Below are 18,178 nucleotides of genomic sequence, written 5' to 3' on the forward strand. Positions count from 1 at the left end.
ACAGGTCGGTGCCGACCGACGCAGACCCGCACCAGCACAGGGGGAACCACCGCCATGGGCCACATCCGCAGCTTCGTCCCGTGGATCGCCGTCGCCCTGCTCACCGGCACCGTCGACATCCGCTGGGCCGCGCTCACCGGTCTCCTGCTGGCCGTCGCACTCGTCGCGACCCAGCGCCGCGCGGGCCGCGCCTGGGACGCCCAGGTGATCGAGGCCAGCGCCGTCCTGTTCCTCGCCGGCTACACCGCCGCCGCGTTCGCCGCCCCCCACTCCAGCGCCGTCGCCCACTACGGCCCGCCGCTCTCCTCGCTCTGGCTGGCGGCCACCGCCTGGGGCTCCCTCGCACTCGGCCGCCCCTTCACCCTCGGCATCGCCCGCACCCAGGCGCCCGAACACCTCTGGAACAGCCCGCTGTTCCTGCGGATCAACCGCGTCATCACCACCGTGTGGGCCACCGCGTTCACCCTCTCCGGCATCGGCGGCGCACTGCTGCGCCACTACGAGCCGGACGCGGGCGACGCCCGCACCCTGCTCACCGTCGCCGCGTTCGCCCTCCCCGTCCTCTTCACGGTCCGCTACCCCCCGATCGCCCGCGCCCGCCACGCCGCCTCGGCCGGGGCGTAGCCCGCACAGCCCGCCCGCCCGCCCGCCCGCCCCCGCCCCCGCCTCCGGCTTCGGGGGCGGGGGTTTCGTAGAGTGGCGCCATGATGCGCCCCAACCCTGTGACCGCCGACGGCGAGCGGATGCTGCGGCGGCTGATCGGCGAGGCCGGACTCGCGCCGTGGCAGGCGGAGTTGACGGGGGTGGCCGAGCACGGGATCGCGCTGGGGCCGCGGCCGGCCGGCTTCGAGGGGCCGGAGCCGTTCTCCCGGTGCGGCGGCGTGCCGGACGTCCCGCCCGGCTTCGTGTGGCCGAGCACGGGCGCCGACCCGGACGCGCCGGCGGACTGCTTCGTCGCCCAGATCGACCTGGCGGAGGTCCGCGGCGAGGACGCCAACGGGCTGCTGCCGCCGCGCGGACTGCTCTACTTCTTCTTCCTCGGCGACGAGGGCTTCGGCGGCCGCGACCCGGTGAACGTCCTCTACTTCCCGGACCACTCGGCCGCCGACACCGCGCCCTACGAGGTGGCCTCGGACCCGCTGTTCGCCGACCCCGACGCCGGCTGGGGCGCCCCGCCATGGGAGTTCACCGGCCCGCCAGCCCCGCTGTACGCCGCCGGCAAGGCCATGGTGGCGCAGGTCGGGCGGTTTCACGACGATCCGCTCGTCGAGCTCCCGCAGGAGGCCGCGGACCGGCTGGCCGCGCTGGACCGGGCCGTGTTGGACACCGCCCCGCAGCACCGCGCGTACATGGTGCTGCTGGGCCCCGACCGGGAGACGGACCAGTACGTGGTGGCGCCGGGCGGCCGCGGCCCGGAGCGGATCCTGCTCGACGCAGGCCGCCCGGACTTCACCGGCTGCCCGCTCTACTACGTGATCCGCGACGAGGACCTGGCCGCGGCCGACTTCAGCAGGGTCGAGGCCGTCACCGTCCAGCGCTGACCCGCCGGATTCCGTCCCACCGGATTCCCGAACCGGCCACGGACCGGCCGCAGGTGAGACATGATCTGTGCGTGCAGAGTGAGAACCCGCGACCGTCACCTCCGTCGGCGTCGACCGTTTTCTGGGCCGGCCGCTGCGACCGGCACGCCCGCGCCGTCGAGTACGAACTGACCTGGTGGGGGCATGAGTTCCCCGACGGCCCGCCGGACGCCGAGGACGCGTTGATCCTCCTGCGGCGCACCATCGGGGAGACCCGCTCCAGCGGCCTCGGCGGGCGCACCGCGGACCTCCTCGAAGAGGCCACCGCCCCGCTCGACGCCGCGAGACGCCACACCGCCCGCGCGATCGCCCCGAGCCTGCTGCCGCTGATCGCCCACCACCTGCGCACCGCCGCCGCCGCCCTCGCCGCCACCCGCACCCACCTCGCCGCGAACGCCCCGGCCGGCCCGTACCCGCCTCCGCCGGCCGCGGCCCCCCACCCCGGCAGCTGACCCCGGTCCCGGGCGGTCGGGTCGAGTGGCTACGATCTGCTCATGGTCGATCACGAGACGGCGTTTCAGTCCCTGGACGGTACCGCGCTGTTCGGTACGGTCTGCTCGGCGGAGGCGCCGGTCGGGACGGCGGTGCTGGTCCACGGGTCGGGGGTGACCCGGGAGGAGGGCGGCTTCTTCACGCGCCTGGCCGCCGCGCTGGCAGCCTCCGGGGTGACCAGTCTGCGATTCGACCTGCGGGCGCACGGGGCCAGTGGCGGGCGCGAGTCGGAGCTGACGATCGCGTCGGTGACCAACGACATCCGCGCGGCCGGCGACCACCTGCGCGCACATGCCGGCAGGCCCGGTCCGGTGCACGTGATCGCCGCCTCGTTCTCGGGCGGCGCCGCCGCGCTGCACGCCGCCCACCGGCCGGGCGACGTCGACAGGCTGGTGCTGCTGAACCCTCGGCTGGACTACAAGGAGCGGTACGTCACCTCCCGGCCGGGCTGGTCGGACGACTACCTGTCCAAGGACATGGCGGTGCGGCTGAACGAGCAGGGCTTCACCGAGAAGTCGCCGTTCGAGCTGAACCGGTCCCTGCTGAACGAGGTCTTCCACCTGGACACTCCGGCGATCCTGGCCGGGGTGCGGGCGCCGGTGCTGATGGTGCACGGCACCGCGGACACCTTCGTGCCGGTCGAGTCGTCCCGCCGGCACCGGCCGATGTTCGGCGGTCCGGTGGAACTGCTGGAGCTCGCCGGCGCTCAGCACGGCTTCGCCGTCCACGACGACCCGCAGTACCTGCACCCGAAGTCGCAGGCGTGGCAGCGCGAGGTCATCGCGAAGGTGAGCGCCTTCCTCGGTTAGGCCACCACCGGTTCGCCGAGGCGCTGCCGGAACTCCCGCACGCCCGGACGGCCCGGCGGCTCTGGCCTGCTTCGCGGTAGCAGATCGCGCTCTGCACCATCAGCCGCTCGCTCGTGTAGCCGTCGCCGAGCGGGCCGGTGCAGGTGGCGGGCCCGCTCGCGAGGGTGGACTGGGCGAGCGCGTTGTGCGCCTGGTCGAGCACACGGGCCACCTGGTCGGTATCGGCGCCGGTGAGAGCCAGCGCCCGGGCCTGCTGCTGGAACGCTTCCGCGCGCGGCCTTGGCGGCAGCGTCCAGGGGCCATCGGTGGCGGCGCGGGCGAGGTCGAGCATCCGGGTCGCGTCGGTGCGGTCGGCGGCCTGGGCCTGGCGGAGCAGGACGTAGCCGTGCATCGCGCCGTCGCCGGTCAGCGTCGCCCACTCCTTCGCCTGGTGGTGCCAGTACGCGACGGCCGGGGCGGGGGCGCCGGCGTCCCGGTGGAGCCAAGCGGCCAGCTCGGCGCCCCGGGCGTCGAGGACCAGCAGCTCGCGCCGCGGTCCGGGGGCGGCAGTGCGGGCGGCGGAGTTGATCGCCGCGAGGATGCCCAGCACCGTGGGCAGCGCCTCGTGCGGGCCGGCCATGCCGTCGGCGCGGGCGGCGTCGTCCAGCGCGGTCCGCAGGTGGCCGAGTAGCTCGCGCTCGCCGTAGCGCCGGGCGCCGTGGGCGGCGGCGGTGAGGTGATCCAGGGCGGTGAGGTCGAGTACCGGGGCGGCGCCCGCCAGGCCATCGGGTGCTTGCTTTCAGTTGCGCGGGGATGCGACTGGTGCACGCCCGCGCGGGATCCTTGCCGGGCCGGCGCCCGGAGAGGATCGGAACACGGGAACCTGGGGCAGGGCCGGATCCCTGGTGGTAGAGCTGCGGGACCAGCCCGCAGAACTTCAAGATCATCTCGTGGGCGGCCGTGGGGCTCGCCTTGGCTGGACCCCCGGCAGGCCACCCGGGTGGTCCTGAGCAACACGGACTGCCCGACCCCGCCGCGCTAGCCCCTGCCCGGCCCACCCGCCCCGCGCCGACCGATCGGCGCGGGGCGGTGGTGCTTCCACGAAGTTCCTTGTGTTCTACCGAAGTTGGCCACCCGGGTGGGGGGCGGGCGGTAGGAATGGGGGCGTTCGGCCCGCCCGGGCCGGGTGCGGGGGGACGCCGGGGGCGGGGATGGCCGCGCCCGGACACCGCGGGGGACGTCGCCCCTCGACTCCATCACCCGACTGCCACCTCTCCGATCAAGGGACACGATGCGTTCGTTCACCAAGACCCTGCCCGCACTCCTGGCCGGCGCGGCGCTGGCCGCCACCGCGGTGGCGGCCCCCGGCGGCGGTGCCGCGGCGGCCGCCGAAAGACCGCGGGGCCTGGAGGTCGCCGTCCCGGCCTACGTGCTGCCCGGCGACCCCATGCTGGCCGCCCTGCCGACCACCCGCCCCGCGCCCTCGATCGTCATCCTCAACCCCTACAACGGCTACGCCCCGTTCGACGCCGCCTGGCAGGCGCAGGCCGACGCCCTGCGCACCGGCACCACCGCGCACGGCGGCCGCACCCGGGTGCTGGGCTACGTCGACACCGCCCACGGCACGCTGCCGCAGGCCGTGGTCCGGGCCACCGTGGACAACTACCTGAAGACCGCCGACCACCGCCTGCACGTCGACGGCATCTTCTTCGACCAGTCCGAACGGGACTGCGGGGCGGCCAACGCCACCCGGGACTACTACGCGGCGCTGCGCGCCTACGTCCAGGAGACCGTCTACGCGATATCGCCGCAGGCCCAGGACCTGGTCGTGGACAACCCGGGCACCGCCGTCGCGGACTGCTACCTGGAGCCCGGCCACCGCACGGCCGACGTCTTCGTGACCTTCGAGGGCCCCTACGCCGACTACGCCGCGGGCTGGCTGGGCGGCAACGTCTTCAACCCCGCCGCCGGCTACTACTCCGGCGCCGCCCTGGACCCGAGCGGCACGGCGTTCTGGCACCTGGTGTACGACACCCCGGACGCGGCCGCCATGCGCACCGCCCTGGACACCGCCTTCACCCGCGGCGCCGGCTACGTCTACGCCACCGACGACGCCATGGACATCCCCTGGGACGCCGCCCCCGGCTGGGGCTTCGCCACCGAGACCGCCTACGCGGCCAGCAAGGGCTGAGCAGGTCCGACCAGGTCCGACCAGGCCTGACGGGGCGCCGGCGCCGGGCCGGCCGGGCTCGCACCCGCCCGGCCGTCCCGACGCCCGCCACCGCGACGGTCAGCGCTGCGCGGCCGGCGAGGTGGCCGGTGCGGTGGCGGTCCCGGTGGGGCCCGGGTCGGGTGCGGGCGCCGGGTCGGGGATGTCGGCCATCTTCAGGGGCTGCTTGGGCGCGCCGCGCAGGGCCCGGTTCATGGCGTCCTGCCAGATCGGCCCGGGGCCGTCGGCGCCGAACACCTCGGTGCGGTACTTCCCGTTGATGGTGATGTTGCGCATCTCGACGCCGCCGTTCGGGCCGCCGAGCCAGACGGCGGTGGCGAGCTGGGGGGTGTAGCCGTTGAACCAGGCGGCCTTCTTCCGGTCCGAGGTCCCGGTCTTGCCGGCGATCTGCCGGTCGCCCTCCAGGTTGAGCGCCATGCCGGTGCCGTCCGCGGTCACGCCGTTCAGGATGGTGTTGATCGCCTGCGCGGTGGTGTCGGAGAGCACCCGCTCGCAGCGGCCCGCGGGGGCGGGGACGTCCCGGCCGTCCACCGTGGTGATCCTGGTGATGGCGACCGGGTCGCAGTGCGTGCCCTCGGCGGCGAAGGTCGCGTAGACGTTCGCCATGGTCAGCGGGCTCACCTCCCCGACGCCCAGGGCCATCGCCGGGACCTCCTCCAGGGGCTTGCCGCTGGCCCGGGCGGTGATGCCGAGCCGGTCGGCCATCTGCTTGACCGGGCAGAGCCCGATCTCCTGCTCCATCTGCACGAAGTAGGTGTTGACCGAGAGCGCCATCGCCTTCTTCAGCTGGTAGGGGCCCTTCTCGTTCGCGGATTCGTTCGGCACCACGGCCTTGGGCCGGGAGTCGTTCTTCCACGTCCCCGAGCAGGTCTTCATCGTCGGGTACTCGAGCCTGTTCGGGGACGAGTACTCCCGGGTCGCCGGCAGGCCCGCCTCCAGCGCCGCGGCCGCGACGACCGGCTTGAACGTGGACCCGGGCTGGAAGCCGTTTCCGCCGCCCATCGCCGCGTCGACGTTGAGGTTGACGACGGTCTGGTTCCTGTCCTTGTCCAGGCCGTACGGGCGGGTCTGGGCCATCGCCAGGATCCTGCCGCTGCCCGGCTCGACCATGGTCGCGGCGGCCGAGACGCTGTCGGTGACGCGCACGTTGTCGCTCACCGCGCTCTGGGCGGCGGCCTGCTTGTCCGGGTCGAGGGTGGTGTAGATGTTCAGGCCGCCCTGGTCCCAGAACTTCTTGCGCTCGGCGGCGGTCTTGCCGAACACCGGGTCCTGCTTGACCACGTGCCGGACGTAGTCGCAGAAGAAGCCCGTCCCGGCGTTGGCGGTGATGCAGCCGTTCTGCGGCTCCCGGTACTTCAGGCCCAGCGGGGCGGCCTTCGCCTCCCTCGCCTGCTCCGCGGTGATGTGCCTGTTCTCCACCATCTTGTCGATGACGGTGTCGCGGCGGTTCTGCGCGGCCTGCGGGTGCAGCCGCGGGTCGTAGGCCGACGGGTTCTGCACCAGCCCGGCCAGGGTCGCCGCCTCGGCGACCGTCAGGTCCCGGTTGCTCTTGCCGAAGTAGCGCTGGGAGGCGGCCTCCACACCGTAGGCGCCGTTCCCGTAGTACGTGATGTTCAGGTAGTTGGTGAGGATCTGGTCCTTGGTCAGATCCTCCTCCAGCTTGATCGCGACCTTCAGCTCCTGGATCTTGCGGCCCAGGGTCTTGCGCTGCGCCTCCTGGACGGCGGCCTGGTCGTCGCCGGCCTTCTCGACGTTGACGTTCTTCACGTACTGCTGGGTCAGCGTCGAGGCGCCCTGCGAGGCGGTGCCGCTCTCGGCGTTCTTGCTCAGCGCGCGGAGCACGCCCTTGAGGTCGACGGCGCCGTGCTCGTAGAAGCGCGCGTCCTCGATGTCCACCTGCGCCTGGCGCATCAGGGGGGACATCTGGTCGGCGGTGACCACCGTGCGGTCGCGCTCGTACACCTTGGCGATCAGGCCGCCCCTGGCGTCGAAGATCTGGGTGGCCTGGGTGAGCGGCGGGGTCCTGAAGTCGTCGGGGATGTCGTCGAAGCCCTCCGCCGTGTTCTTCGCGGTCAGCCCGAGCGCCCCGGCGGCGGGCAGGGCCATACCGGCGAGCAGCGCACCCGACACCACGCTCACCCCCAGGAACGTCGCACCGTAGCGGGCCAGCCGAAGCGGCGAATTGCGCGGCGGGGGGAGCGGCGCGCCATCGGATGAATTCCGTATCGGGGGGAGATTCGATGCCATGTCGGAACACTAGCCGCCGCCCCCGGCGGATCGAATTGCCTTGGCGTGCAAGGGTGTCACAACCCTGTGACAAAGCAGGCCGAGGTCCCGAAAACAGCCATTCGTGTACATACTGAATGGTCGTGAAAGGGGATCGCGAACCACCCGCAGTGAATTCGGCTGCCCCCGGTGGTGCGGACCCGAAACGGATCCGCACCACCCCGGACACCATGAAGATGCGCCAGACGGGGCGAAACGTTGCACGGGCCGGGGCCCCGGCCGGCCGCTGCCCCGACGGCCGCACCGGATCTGCCCTTTCGGCACACGCTTCGCACAGGACCCTTCCCCTGCGGGCACCACCTCTGACAGCATCGTCCGCTATCCCGTGACGGAACGTCGGTGACCGCCGTCCCACCCGACGGAGGACCATGTGACCACCCCCGCCCGCCGCACCCGACCCGCCCGCACGGCCCCCACCGGCGACCACCGCCCCGCCCCCTGGGTGCGCACCAGGCTGCGCACGGCACCCACGGCCGCACTGCTCACCGCCGCCCTCGCCTTCGTCCTGGTGTTCCTCGCCGCGGCCTTCCCCCGCGCCCTGGACCGCGGCGCCGACGACGCGCTCCGCGACTTCCTCCACGACCGCGGCCCGCTGGAGACCAGCCTGCTCACCACCGCCGCACCCCCGGACGACCGGCCCGAAACCGTCGCCGACCTGGAGGAGGTGGCCGGCCGGCTCCTCGCCCAGACCGGCGCGGGCTTCTCCGTACCGCCCTCCGGACCGGTCTTCGGCGCCCAGGGCATCCAGCGCCGCGCGCTCACCACCCCCGGCCTGGATCGCCCGGACGGCAAGACCGCCCCCACCCTGCACCTGCTCTACCTGCACGGCCTCACCGACCACACCACCCTGGTCGCCGGCAGCTGGCCCAGCGGCGCCACCGCCCCCGGCGACCCGATCCCCATCGCCGTCAGCCGCGCCGCCGCCGAGACCATGGGCATCCGCCTCGGCGCCGTCCTCGAGGACGACTCCGCACCCACCAAGAAAGTCCGGGTGAGCGGCCTCTACACCGTCACCGACCAGAGCGACCCCTACTGGTCCGACCTGCCCTGCACCGGCCGGGCCTGCCTGGAACGCTCCCTCAGCGAACCGAACGTCCGGCACTGGCACACCGCCGGGGTCGTCGGCGGCGACAACCTGCCGTCCCTCGCCGCCTGGGGCCGCCAGGCCCGCGACTTCTGGCGGCTGCCCGTCGACACCGGCGCCCTGCGCACCGACCGGCTGCCCGACGCCCAACGGGACCTCGCCTCCTACCTCACCGGCCCCACCGCCACCCGGCTGATGGCCGCCATCGACCGCCCCAGCCTGTCGACCACCTCCAGGCTGCCCGGCCACCTGCGCCAGGCCGCCCTCCGCCAGGCCGCCGTCGCCCCACTGGCCCTGATCGGACCGGCGGCCGTCGCCGGGATCGCCGGCGTCGTCCTCGCCCTGGCCACCGCCCTCACCATCGAACGACGCGGCGCCGAACTGCGCCTGCTGCGCGCCCGCGGCGGCTCCGGCCCAGGCCTCCTGCTGCGCCTGCTCGGCGAAGGCGCGGCGGGCGTGCTCCCCGCCGCCGCGGCCGCCACCGCGCTGGCGCTGTGGCTGCTGCCCACCCCCCGCTGGAGTGCCGCCGCCACCGCCGCCCTGCTCACCACCCTCCTCGCGCTGCTCACCGCCCCCGTCCGGGCCGCACTGCCGCCGGCCCGACAGCACCGCGGCAAAGCCGCCCGGCGCGGCCGGCTGACCGCCGAACTCGCCGTCCTCGCCCTCACCGCCGCCGCCGTGGCCGGCGTCCGGCGCCGCGGCGCCGCACCCCCCGGCGACGACCCCGACCTGCTGCTCGTCGCCGCACCCCTGCTGATCGCCCTCACCGCGGCACTGCTGCTGGCACGAACCCTGCCCCTCCTCGCCGGTGCACTGGCCCGCACGGCCGTCCGCACCCCCGGAGTGGTGGGCTTCCTCGGCCTGGCCCGCGCCGCCCGCGGCAGCGACGGCCGCCCCCGCCCCTCCGCACTGCCCCTGCTCGCCCTGGTCCTCGCCGTCACCACCGCCGGCTTCGGCACGAGCGTGCTGGGCGGCGTCGACCTCGCCCGCCAGCGGGCCGCCCGGCTCACCGTCGGCGCGGACGCCTCCGTCGCCGCGCCCACCGGCCTCACCCTGCCCCCCGGCTTCGGCCCGGCCGCCGCCGCCCTGCCCGGAGTCACCGCCGCCACCGCCGCCCGGCTGGAGAGCGAGGCGTTCCTGCTCGAAGGCTTCCCGGGCGTCGGCACCGGAGTCGACCCCCACGCCACCCAGGTCACCCTGGTCGTCGCCGAACCGCAGGCGTACGCACGGATCGCCCGGACCGTCGGCGCGGGCGCCTTCGACCCGGCCGCGCTCGCCACCCCGCCCACCGGAACGCCCACCGTCCCCGCCCTGTTCAGCAACGACCTCGCACGCCACCTCGGCCCCGGCGGCCACCGGATCCGGCTGCCCAGCGGCGGCGAGATCCTCGCCACCAGCGCCGGCGCCCTCGACGCCACCCCCGCCCTGCCCGGCGCCACCCGCCCCTTCGTCGTCCTGCCCACCCCCGCCGCCACCGCCGCGCTACCGGAACTCGACCGGGCCACCCACTGGTTCGCCGTCGGCCACATCGACGAGCCGGCCCTCGCCGGACTCGTCCGCCAACTGCCGCCCTCGATCCTCTCCGACCCCGGCGCCCCGTCCGCCGGCCCGACCGCCTCCGCCGCCGTGATCGGCAACGACCCCGAAGCCCTGCGCAGCGGCTACGTCACCCGCACCAGCGCCTCCGTCACCGCCGACCTCGCCAAGGACCCGCTCCAGGACGCCGCAGGCCGCCTCTTCCGGCACGCCGTCACCGCCGCCGCGGCGCTCACCCTGCTCGCCGTCCTGCTCACCCTGCTGCGCGCCGCCCCCGACCGGGCCGCCGTCCTCGCCCGACTGCGCACCATGGGCCTGCGGCCCCGCCAGGGCCTGGCGCTCATCCTCGCCGAGACACTGCCGCAGACCCTCACGGCCGCGGTCGGCGGCACCCTCGCCGCACTGGCCGCCGTCACCCTGCTCGGACCGGCCGTCGACCTGTCCACCCTGGTCGGAGCCCCCGTCCCGACCAGCCTGCGCCCCGCCCCCGCCCCGCTCCTGCTGCCGGCGGCCGCCCTCGCCGCGCTGACCACCCTCACCGTCCTCATCGAGGCCCTCACCGGCGGCCGCCGCCAGCTCGCCACCCACCTACGGGTCGGCGACCGCCCCTGACCCCCCGCGCCCGCCCCGGAGCCGGGTGAAGGATCGACCGCACGGCGGGTGCCCGTCGGCGCGGGAACACCCCGCACGGCGCTCCACCCGCTATCCAGGGTTCATGTCGCCTTCGCACCCCAGCAGCCCCCGGCCCCACGGCAGGCCCCCGACCCCGGGCGGCCCGACCCCCTGCGGCGGCGCGGCATGCCGGTGAGGCCGCCCAGACCCCGCCGGCCCGGCCCCGCGACCCCCGCCGGCGCGGGCCCGGCACTGCGCCGCCTGTCCGACTACGCCTGGCGGCTGCTCGTCGTCGCGGCGGCCGCCTACCTGGTGCTGACGGTGCTGGGACGGTTCCACCTGATCACGCTGGCCGCCTTCCTCGCCCTGGTGATCACCTCGGTGATCCGGCCCGTGGTCGACCTGGCCGCCCGCGCCGTCCCGCGCCCGCTCGCGGTGCTGATCGGCCTGGCCGTGGCGATCCTGGTACCGGCCGGACTGCTCACCCTGATCGGCGAGAGCGTCGCGGACGACGTGGACCGCCTGACCAAGGAGTTCCAGGGCGGCCTGGACCGGCTGGAACGGGTCCTGCAGAGACCGCCCCTGCGCCTCGACCCCACCGTCTTCGACGACCTCCAGCACAAGATCTCCGACTTCGCCGCCAAGCACCGCTCCACCCTGATCAGCACGGCCGTCAGCGGCGCCCACCGGGTGTTCGAGGTGGCCACGGGCGCCGCGCTCGCCCTCTTCATGTCGGTGTTCTTCCTGCACTCCGGGGAGCGGATGTGGCGGTGGACCGCCGCCCAGCTGCCGCCCGCCGCCGCCGACCACCTCGACCGGGGCGGCCGGGCGGCCTGGCGGACCTTCGCCGGCTACACCCGGGGCATCTTCATCGTCGCCGCCAGCAACGCGATCATGGTCGGCATCGCCCTGGTCCTCCTCGGCGTTCCGCTCGCCCTGCCGCTGACCGTGCTGGAGTTCCTCGCCTCCTTCGTCCCCCTGGTCGGCTCACCGGTCGCGATGCTGGTCGCCTCCCTCGTGGCACTGGCCGCCCGCGGCCCGGTGACCGCCATCGTGGTGCTGCTGCTGATCGTGGTGATCGGCCAGATCGAGGGCCACCTGCTCCACCCCCTGGTGATGAGCCGGGCCGTCAGCCTGCACCCCGTGGTGGTCGCGGTCGCCGTCCTCGCCGGCAGCATCGCGGCCGGGGTGATCGGCGCCGTGGTCGCCGTCCCCGCCACCTCGGTGGCCTGGTCGGTCTACGCCGAACTGCGCCCGGCACGCCCGGCGCCGCCACCGCGGCCGGCCCGGGCCGGCGACTCCGCTCACTCGTAGCGGCTCCGGGGGTCGAGCACGGCGTACAGCACGTCCACGACCAGGGTGGTGACCAGGTGGACCAGCACCAGCAGCGTCACCGCGCCGATGACGGTCGTGCCCTGCTTCTGGTACACGGCGCGGGCGACGGGACGGGTTCACCCGTACAGGACCGGTCCCTGCGCCAGGAGGCCGACCGGCGCGCGCTCCCCGCTGCCGGGGCCGGCTCAACCGGCTCCGGGCGCCGCCCGCCGCTCCCTGGTCCGCACCCACGCCCCCGCCCCGACCAGCAGCGCCGCCCCCAGCGCGTACACCGGCAGCCACCGCGTCGTCGTCGCCGCCAGACAGACGTCGACCACCTGGCGGCTCTGCTCCCGCTGCGTGTACGCCAACGCGACAACGTCACGACCGGCCAGATCCCCCAGCGCGGCCTGCGTCCGCAGACTCTCGTACCGGCCGGACTCCACACACCCGTGCCGGGCACCCGGCACCGGGAACAGCCAGTCCCAGCGCTGCAGCGCCGGAGCCACCGCCAGCGCCACGCACAGACCCACGACCAGCGAGTACGCCGCCAGACTCCACCCGTAGGAGGCCCGCCGGCCCGCCACCGGCACCGGCACACGGCCGAACGACAGCACCACCACGAGCAGCGTCACCCCGAGATAGGTGGAGAACCACTGCCACGAGCCCTGCGCGAGCGAGAACGCCAGCACCACGGCCAGCGCGGTCCCCAGCACCCCGGGATCCCCGGCCGCCCGGTCCTTGCCCGCGGCCAGCGGGCCGCGCACACCCCGACTGCTGCGCCCGCCCAATGCTCGCCCTCCCTGCCTGTCCGCCTGCCGGGCACCAGCCTCCCGCCCCCGACCGCCCCCACCCCCCGCGGCCACACCGGTACACCGCCGGACCCCACCCGCCCGGCCCAGCCCCAGCAGGGACGGGCCGGGCGGGCGCCGCGGCGGTCAGCGCCGGCAGTCGGCCGACAGCAGCGCGGCCCCGGGACGGCCCTGCGCAGGGCCGGTCAGCAGGACCCGGCCGGGCGGCCTCGGACCACGAGGTCGTCGCGGCCGGGGGTGGAGTCCAGCCAGACCACCCGGGAGCCCTGGTCGGCGGCGGGGTGGAGCTGGCCGCCCCGGTTGCAGGAGACCCGCACCGGCGTGCCGCCGGCGACCGGGAGCTGGTACAGCTTGGGGAACGCGGCGTTCGACCAACCGCCGCTCGGCCGGGCGCCGCGGTGCTGGAACGTCACGGCCTGCTCGGAGGCGGTGAGTTCGGTGTCCGACGGGGTGTACGGCGCACCCCCGGACAGCAGCTCGCTCACACCGGAGCCGTCCACGGCCCCGGAGCGGATGGCCGTCCCGGCGTCGGGGTCGGCCGGGGCCTGCAGCCACAGCAGCCGCCCGCCCGCGAGCAGCGGCGTCGAGAGGTAGGGAGCCCTGCCGCCGCTCGGGGTGCTGACCGGGTACTGCGCGGTGACCCGGCCGGCGGCGACCGAGAACACCGTCGGCGCCTGGACCGTCGCCTCCCCGGTCGTCCAGGCCTCGATCCAGCCGAGCAGGCCGTCCTTGAAGGTGAGGGAGGAGAGGGCGTACGGCGGCAGGCCGTGGCCCTCGGGCAGCGGGATCTCCACCGGCGCGGCGCCGTTGCGCGAGAGCTGGACCCGGCTGCGGCCGCTCTCGCCGTCGGTCGCCACGAAGGCGATGTCCCCGCCGGATATCCGCACGCTGCCGGGGGACAGCTTCGAGGACTGGAAGACGCTGCGCACCGGACCGCCGGACAGCGGCCGGGTCAGGACCTCCGTCCCCCAGGTACCGGTGGCGTCCGGCCCGATCGCCAGCCAGACGGCGGACTTCCCGTCGGTGGCGGCCCAGCCGTGGATCCGGCCGTCCTCGGGGCTGAGCCGGGTCGGGGTGCCGGGCGCGGTGGTGGAGCCGGTGTACAGGGCGACCCCGCCCTGGCCGGTCGGGTCCTCGGCGTTGCCCATCACCCAGTGGCCGCCGCCGGCGGCCGGCCCGACCGGGGTGGAGGCGCCGCGCAGCAGCGCACGGCTGTCCGCCGCGATCCGGCCCTGCCAGCCGGCCCGGATCCCGTGCGCGTCGAACGCCGCCGCCACCGCGCGGAGTTCGGAGCGGCCGAGGCCGAGCGAGCGGCCCGCGGCGAGGACGGCGTTGCGCCCGTCGACGAAGTCGTCCAGCGGGGTGAGGTACTCGGCGAGCGCGCGGTAGACCAGCCGGTCGGCGGTGAGCGGGTCCAGGGTGCGCCGGATGTCCCACAACGCCCCGCCGAAGATGGTGGAGTTGAGGTGCACCCCGCCGCTGTCGAGGTCGAGGCCGGTGCCGAGGTAGTCGTCCACCGTGGTGCGGCGGTCGTCCAGCCGGCGCCCCGCGCACTCCTCCGGGGTGCCGGTGCGGCAGAGGTCCTCGCCGAGCAGCGCGGCCCTCGGGTCGGTCATCGGCACCTTGTGGGCGGTCACCTGGACGGCGTTGCCGAAGTAGTCGGCGATCGCCTCGTTCATCGCACCGGACTGCCCGGAGTACTGCAGGTCGGCGGTGTGCTGGATGACGCCGTGGGTCATCTCGTGGCCGGCCACGTCGAGCGCCACGGCGAACTGGCGGTACTTGGCGTCGCCGTTGCCGTAGATCATCTTCCGCCCGTCCCAGGTGGCGTTCGGGAAGGACTTGCCGCCGCTGCCCACGTTCACCACGGACATGATCGGGCTGCCCTTGCCGTCCACGCCCGCCCGGCCCAGCCGGTCGCGGTAGAAGTCGTACACGGCGGCGGCGTTGAGGTGGGCGTCGGTGGTGCCGCTGGTACCGGCGGACGCGGGGAAGTCCGGGCCGGGGGAGCCGACCGGCAGGCCGCCCTCGGGCAGTGCGCCGAACTCCGTGTAGTCCCGCCCCTCCCCGTCGTAGGTGGAGATGGTGGCGGGCCGGGTGAGGTCGACGAGCCGGTAACCCCCGTCCGGCTGCCGGGCGATGTTCACCGGCACGGTACGGCCGAGGAAGTCGGGGGCGGTCCCCGTGGCGGGCTCCGCGGCGGCCCCCGGGGGCCCGGCGGCGGCCGCGGCACGGGCGGCGCCGGCGCCCTCGGCCTGGTACGGGGAGGCGGCGTCGTGGGCGAGGGCGACCACACCGCGGGTGGCGTCCACGTAGACCTCGCGGACCAGCGGGCCCCCGGCCGCCGGGTCGGCGGCGCGCACGGTGAAGTGCTGGGCGAGCCGCCCGGCGCCGCCCGGCAGGACGACCGGGCCGCGGTCCTCGGCGGTGGCCCCGGAGCGGGCCCGCGGGTCCCTGAGCGAGTCGAGCGCCAGCCGCCGCAGGGTCGCGGCGGGCACGGCGGGGGCGGTCGGCGCGGTGAGCCCGGTGAAGTACTTGCCGCCGACCGACTCCACCCGCTGGCCGGCCCCCTCGCCGACGAGGCGGACCAGGTACTGCCCGCCGAGGACCGGTATACCGCCGTGGTACTGCTGGAATCTGACGGTCTGCCGGCCCTCGGCCGTGCGCTCGACCGCGAGCTCGGCCAGCTCCCCCGGGTCGATCCGGTACCGGTCGGAGCGGGCCGCGAGATGGGCCCGGGCCGCCTCCACCGGACCGCCGGGCGCCGCCTCGGACAGCCCGGTCACCAACTGCGGGGCGGCGGTGCCCTCGCCGGCCACCAGGCCGGGGACGGGATCGGGTTCGGCCGCCGGGCCCGGCGGCGCGGCCAGGGCGGGGGAGGAGGCCAGGGTGAGCGCCAGCGCCAGGCTCAGGGCGGCGCCCGCGCCGAAGGCCTTGGCCGCCGGACGGGAACGGTGGTGCACTGCGGTCCTCCACGGGGATCGGCAGCGGCATAAGCGCTGCGGGAGCAGGGATGTGACGAAGGGTCACCCGATGCTCGATCGTGGACGCCCGGCCCGTCCAGGCCGCCGGGAGAAAGTGCAGCGGGGGGCCGCAACCCCTGCGCACCGGCACCCGCGCCCCGTGTCCGAACGGGCACCGACCGCCCCCGGCCGCAGAAACCGCCCCCACCGGTGAACCGCCCCCGGCCCCACCCCGTTACACCCCCGCTGCGGCCCCGCCCGCCGCCGCGCCGCGCGGCCGTTCTGCGGCCCGCCCGCCGCCGCGCGGCCGTTCTGCGGCCCGCCCGCCGCCGCGCGGCCGTTCTGCGGCCCCGCCTCCTGCTGTGGCGGGCGTCCCGGCCGCCCGAGTACGGTCGAGACGTGCCCGGTTCCCCCGCAGGACGACCCCCGAACCACCGGGCGGCCGCGACCGGGCCCCGATGACCGGGCCCCTGCTCGCCGTCGACCCGACGAGCGGGGACTCCCTGCTCGCCGCCTTCGGAGCCCTGGCCGTCCTGGTGGTCGTCTTCGCCGAGTCGGGCCTGCTGGTGGTGGGCTTCCTGCTCCCCGGCGACACCCTGCTCCTGCCCGCCGGAGTGCTCTGCGCCGCCGGCGGCCGGACCGGACCCCACCTGTCCCTCTGGCAGGTGATGCTCTGCGCCGCCGTCGGCGCGATCGCCGGGGCACAGCTGGGCTTCCTGCTCGGACGCCACGGCGGCCGCCCGCTCCTGGCCCGCACCCGCAGCGGACGCCTGAAAGCGGCCGCCGCCCGAGGGGAGGCGCTGCTGCGCCGCTACGGCTACCGCAAGGCGATCGTGATCGGCCGCTTCGTACCGCTGGTCCGCACGGTGCTCAGCCCGCTGGCGGGCATGCTCGACGTGCCCACCCGCACCTTCACCCTCTGGCAGATCGTCGGCGGCGTGCTCTGGTCGCAGTCCCTGGTCCTCGCGGGCTACTGGCTGGGCGCCGCCGTCCCCGGGATCGAGCACTACCTGTGGCTGCTGGTGGGAGCGGTCGTGGTGCTCTCGCTCCTCCCGCTGCTGCTGCACCCCCGCAAGGGGCCGCGGACCCCGCCGGACGGCGGGTGAGCGCCGCCGCCGCCCGCACCGGGGCGGGCGGGCGGCGGGGCCCCTGCGGCGGATCCCGGCCGGGTCAGGCGGAGGCGGCGGCCTTCGCGCAGTCCGGGTGCCCCCAGCCGTCCGGGTTCTTGGCGATCGGGTCGCCGACGGCGTAGGAGCGCCCGCAGCGGCACGCGCCGGGGAACTTGGCCTTGGTCCGGCCGCCCGCGGAGGCGCCGCCCGGCCTGCCGCCCGACCGGGCCCGCGGCGCCTGCCCCGCGGACCCGGCCGCGGACCCGGCCGAGCCCCTGCGGGCGGGCGGCGCCGACTCCGCGCGCAGGTCGGGCGCGGCGGAGCCGAGGGAGGTGCCCGCGGGCTGCTGGGCCACCGCCGTGTCGCTCGCCGCCCGGTCGGCGAAGGCGTTCAGCGGGTCGCCGTCCACCTGGTGCGCGGGGACGTAGACGAACTCGACGTCGCGCTCGGCCAGCAGGGCGTCGATCGCCACGATCAGGTCCTTGTTGGCGACCGGCGTCCCGGCGGCGGTCTTCCAGCCCTTGCGGCGCCAGCCGGGCAGCCACTGGGTGACCGCCTTCATCGCGTACTGGGAGTCCATCCGCACCTCCAGCGGCGTGCCCGGCCCGACCGCGCCCAGCAGCTCCTTCAGCGCGGTCAGTTCGGCGACGTTGTTGGTCGCGCGGCCGAGCGGACCGGCCTCCCAGCGCTCCGGCCGGCCGTCGGCCCCGGCGATGACCCAGGCCCAGCCGGCCGGTCCCGGGTTGCCCTTCGAAGCGCCGTCACATGCGCTGATGATGCGTTCTGCCATACGGCGATCATGCCAGCGTCCCGGGGCCGGGGCGTACCGCCCTCAGGCCGGGCCCGGCCTGGACCCGTGGGTCCGGCGGGCAGGCCGGCCCCGGCGCAGATGACCGGACGCGGGCCCGGCGGTACCCGTATCGTCGAGGGGAAGGCCGGCGTCGCCCGATCGCGCGCACGCTCTGCCGAAAGACGGGACAAGTTCCCCGGCGACTCCGGGCGGAAGGGGCAGCGGATGGACGGCACGAGCGTGTTCTGGTGGGTGGCCGCAGGCCTCGTCGCGGTCACCGCGGTGGTGGCGGTCGTCCTGGTCGTCAAGCTGATCCGGGTCCGGCGGCTGCTGGGGGCGACCGGCATCCCGATGTCGACCAAGGTCCTGTTCTGGGCGTCGATCGCCTACCTGGTCAGCCCCGTGGACCTGCTGCCCGACCCCGTCCTGCTGGACGACATCGGCTTCCTGCTGGTGGCGCTGCGCGCGCTGGGCAAGGCCGGACTCCGGGTCGGCGCTCCCGAGGGGATCCCGCAGCCCAAGCGCTGACGCGCGTCCTGCGCCGGGGTCCGCGGAAGCCGGCCCGGCAGCCCGGCCGCGGGC

15 protein-coding genes are annotated in these 18,178 nt (G+C 75.6%); 9 read left to right on the plus strand and 6 right to left on the minus strand.

Annotated elements, in window-relative coordinates:
* The first annotated feature begins 54 nt into the window (after positions 1-54).
* The 4 genes from ACGFZP_RS21550 (at position 55) to ACGFZP_RS21565 (ending at position 2,881) form a co-directional block, all read left to right on the plus strand.
* Positions 55-624 carry a hypothetical protein gene (locus tag ACGFZP_RS21550; protein ID WP_392935280.1) on the plus strand — a complete coding sequence of 190 codons (570 nt, stop codon included), beginning with the start codon at positions 55-57 and terminating at the stop codon, positions 622-624.
* Positions 625-704: 80 nt separating this feature from the next.
* The gene (locus tag ACGFZP_RS21555; protein ID WP_392935283.1) at positions 705-1,541 is read left to right on the plus strand and encodes a DUF1963 domain-containing protein; all 837 of its coding nucleotides are present in this window, start codon (positions 705-707) and stop codon (positions 1,539-1,541) included.
* Between the two features lie 71 nt (positions 1,542-1,612).
* Positions 1,613-2,032, plus strand: coding sequence for a hypothetical protein (locus ACGFZP_RS21560; protein ID WP_392935286.1), 420 nt, complete (start codon positions 1,613-1,615; stop codon positions 2,030-2,032).
* Between the two features lie 42 nt (positions 2,033-2,074).
* Positions 2,075-2,881 (plus strand): alpha/beta hydrolase, encoded by an 807-nt coding sequence (locus ACGFZP_RS21565; protein WP_392935288.1) that lies wholly within the window; start codon positions 2,075-2,077, stop codon positions 2,879-2,881.
* Here ACGFZP_RS21565 and ACGFZP_RS21570 read toward each other — a convergent pair.
* Positions 2,850-3,500 (minus strand): hypothetical protein, encoded by a 651-nt coding sequence (locus ACGFZP_RS21570; protein ID WP_392935291.1) that lies wholly within the window; start codon positions 3,498-3,500, stop codon positions 2,850-2,852. The genes ACGFZP_RS21565 and ACGFZP_RS21570 overlap by 32 nt on opposite strands.
* A gap of 651 nt (positions 3,501-4,151) precedes the next feature.
* On the opposite strand from ACGFZP_RS21570, the gene ACGFZP_RS21575 reads away from it, so the two are divergent.
* On the plus strand, positions 4,152-5,051 hold the full coding sequence (locus ACGFZP_RS21575) for a spherulation-specific family 4 protein (RefSeq protein ID WP_392935292.1): 900 nt from the start codon (positions 4,152-4,154) through the stop codon (positions 5,049-5,051).
* A 99-nt stretch (positions 5,052-5,150) separates the two neighbouring features.
* Here the strand turns inward: ACGFZP_RS21575 and ACGFZP_RS21580 are convergent, their stop codons facing one another.
* Positions 5,151-7,229, minus strand: coding sequence for a transglycosylase domain-containing protein (locus ACGFZP_RS21580; protein WP_392935295.1), 2,079 nt, complete (start codon positions 7,227-7,229; stop codon positions 5,151-5,153).
* 517 nt (positions 7,230-7,746) lie between these two features.
* Here ACGFZP_RS21580 and ACGFZP_RS21585 point away from each other — a divergent pair.
* Entirely contained in the window at positions 7,747-10,608 is a 2,862-nt protein-coding gene (locus tag ACGFZP_RS21585) for a hypothetical protein (RefSeq protein ID WP_392935297.1), read from the plus strand.
* 186 nt (positions 10,609-10,794) lie between these two features.
* Positions 10,795-11,922, plus strand: a complete 1,128-nt coding sequence (locus tag ACGFZP_RS21590) for an AI-2E family transporter (protein WP_392935299.1) — start codon at positions 10,795-10,797, stop codon at positions 11,920-11,922.
* Here ACGFZP_RS21590 and ACGFZP_RS21595 read toward each other — a convergent pair.
* The 3 genes from ACGFZP_RS21595 to ACGFZP_RS21605 form a co-directional block, all read right to left on the minus strand.
* Positions 11,913-12,038 (minus strand): hypothetical protein, encoded by a 126-nt coding sequence (locus tag ACGFZP_RS21595; protein WP_392935302.1) that lies wholly within the window; start codon positions 12,036-12,038, stop codon positions 11,913-11,915. The two genes, ACGFZP_RS21590 and ACGFZP_RS21595, sit on opposite strands and share 10 nt — an antisense overlap.
* 90 nt (positions 12,039-12,128) lie before the next feature.
* Positions 12,129-12,713, minus strand: coding sequence for a hypothetical protein (locus tag ACGFZP_RS21600; RefSeq protein WP_392935304.1), 585 nt, complete (start codon positions 12,711-12,713; stop codon positions 12,129-12,131).
* 206 nt (positions 12,714-12,919) lie between these two features.
* Positions 12,920-15,697, minus strand: coding sequence for a M4 family metallopeptidase (locus tag ACGFZP_RS21605; protein ID WP_392935306.1), 2,778 nt, complete (start codon positions 15,695-15,697; stop codon positions 12,920-12,922).
* A gap of 458 nt (positions 15,698-16,155) precedes the next feature.
* Here ACGFZP_RS21605 and ACGFZP_RS21610 point away from each other — a divergent pair, with 458 nt between their 5' ends.
* The gene (locus ACGFZP_RS21610) at positions 16,156-16,803 is read left to right on the plus strand and encodes a DedA family protein (protein ID WP_392935309.1); all 648 of its coding nucleotides are present in this window, start codon (positions 16,156-16,158) and stop codon (positions 16,801-16,803) included.
* Positions 16,804-16,867: 64 nt separating this feature from the next.
* On the opposite strand, the gene ACGFZP_RS21615 is transcribed toward ACGFZP_RS21610, so the two are convergent.
* On the minus strand, positions 16,868-17,596 hold the full coding sequence (locus tag ACGFZP_RS21615) for a ribonuclease H (protein ID WP_392935312.1): 729 nt from the start codon (positions 17,594-17,596) through the stop codon (positions 16,868-16,870).
* Between the two features lie 225 nt (positions 17,597-17,821).
* Between ACGFZP_RS21615 and ACGFZP_RS21620 the strand changes: the two genes are divergently transcribed.
* On the plus strand, positions 17,822-18,124 hold the full coding sequence (locus ACGFZP_RS21620; protein WP_392935313.1) for a YkvA family protein: 303 nt from the start codon (positions 17,822-17,824) through the stop codon (positions 18,122-18,124).
* The last annotated feature ends 54 nt before the right edge of the window (positions 18,125-18,178 follow it).

This window comes from Kitasatospora sp. NPDC048239 (assembly GCF_043202015.1).
GTDB lineage: Bacteria > Actinomycetota > Actinomycetes > Streptomycetales > Streptomycetaceae > Kitasatospora.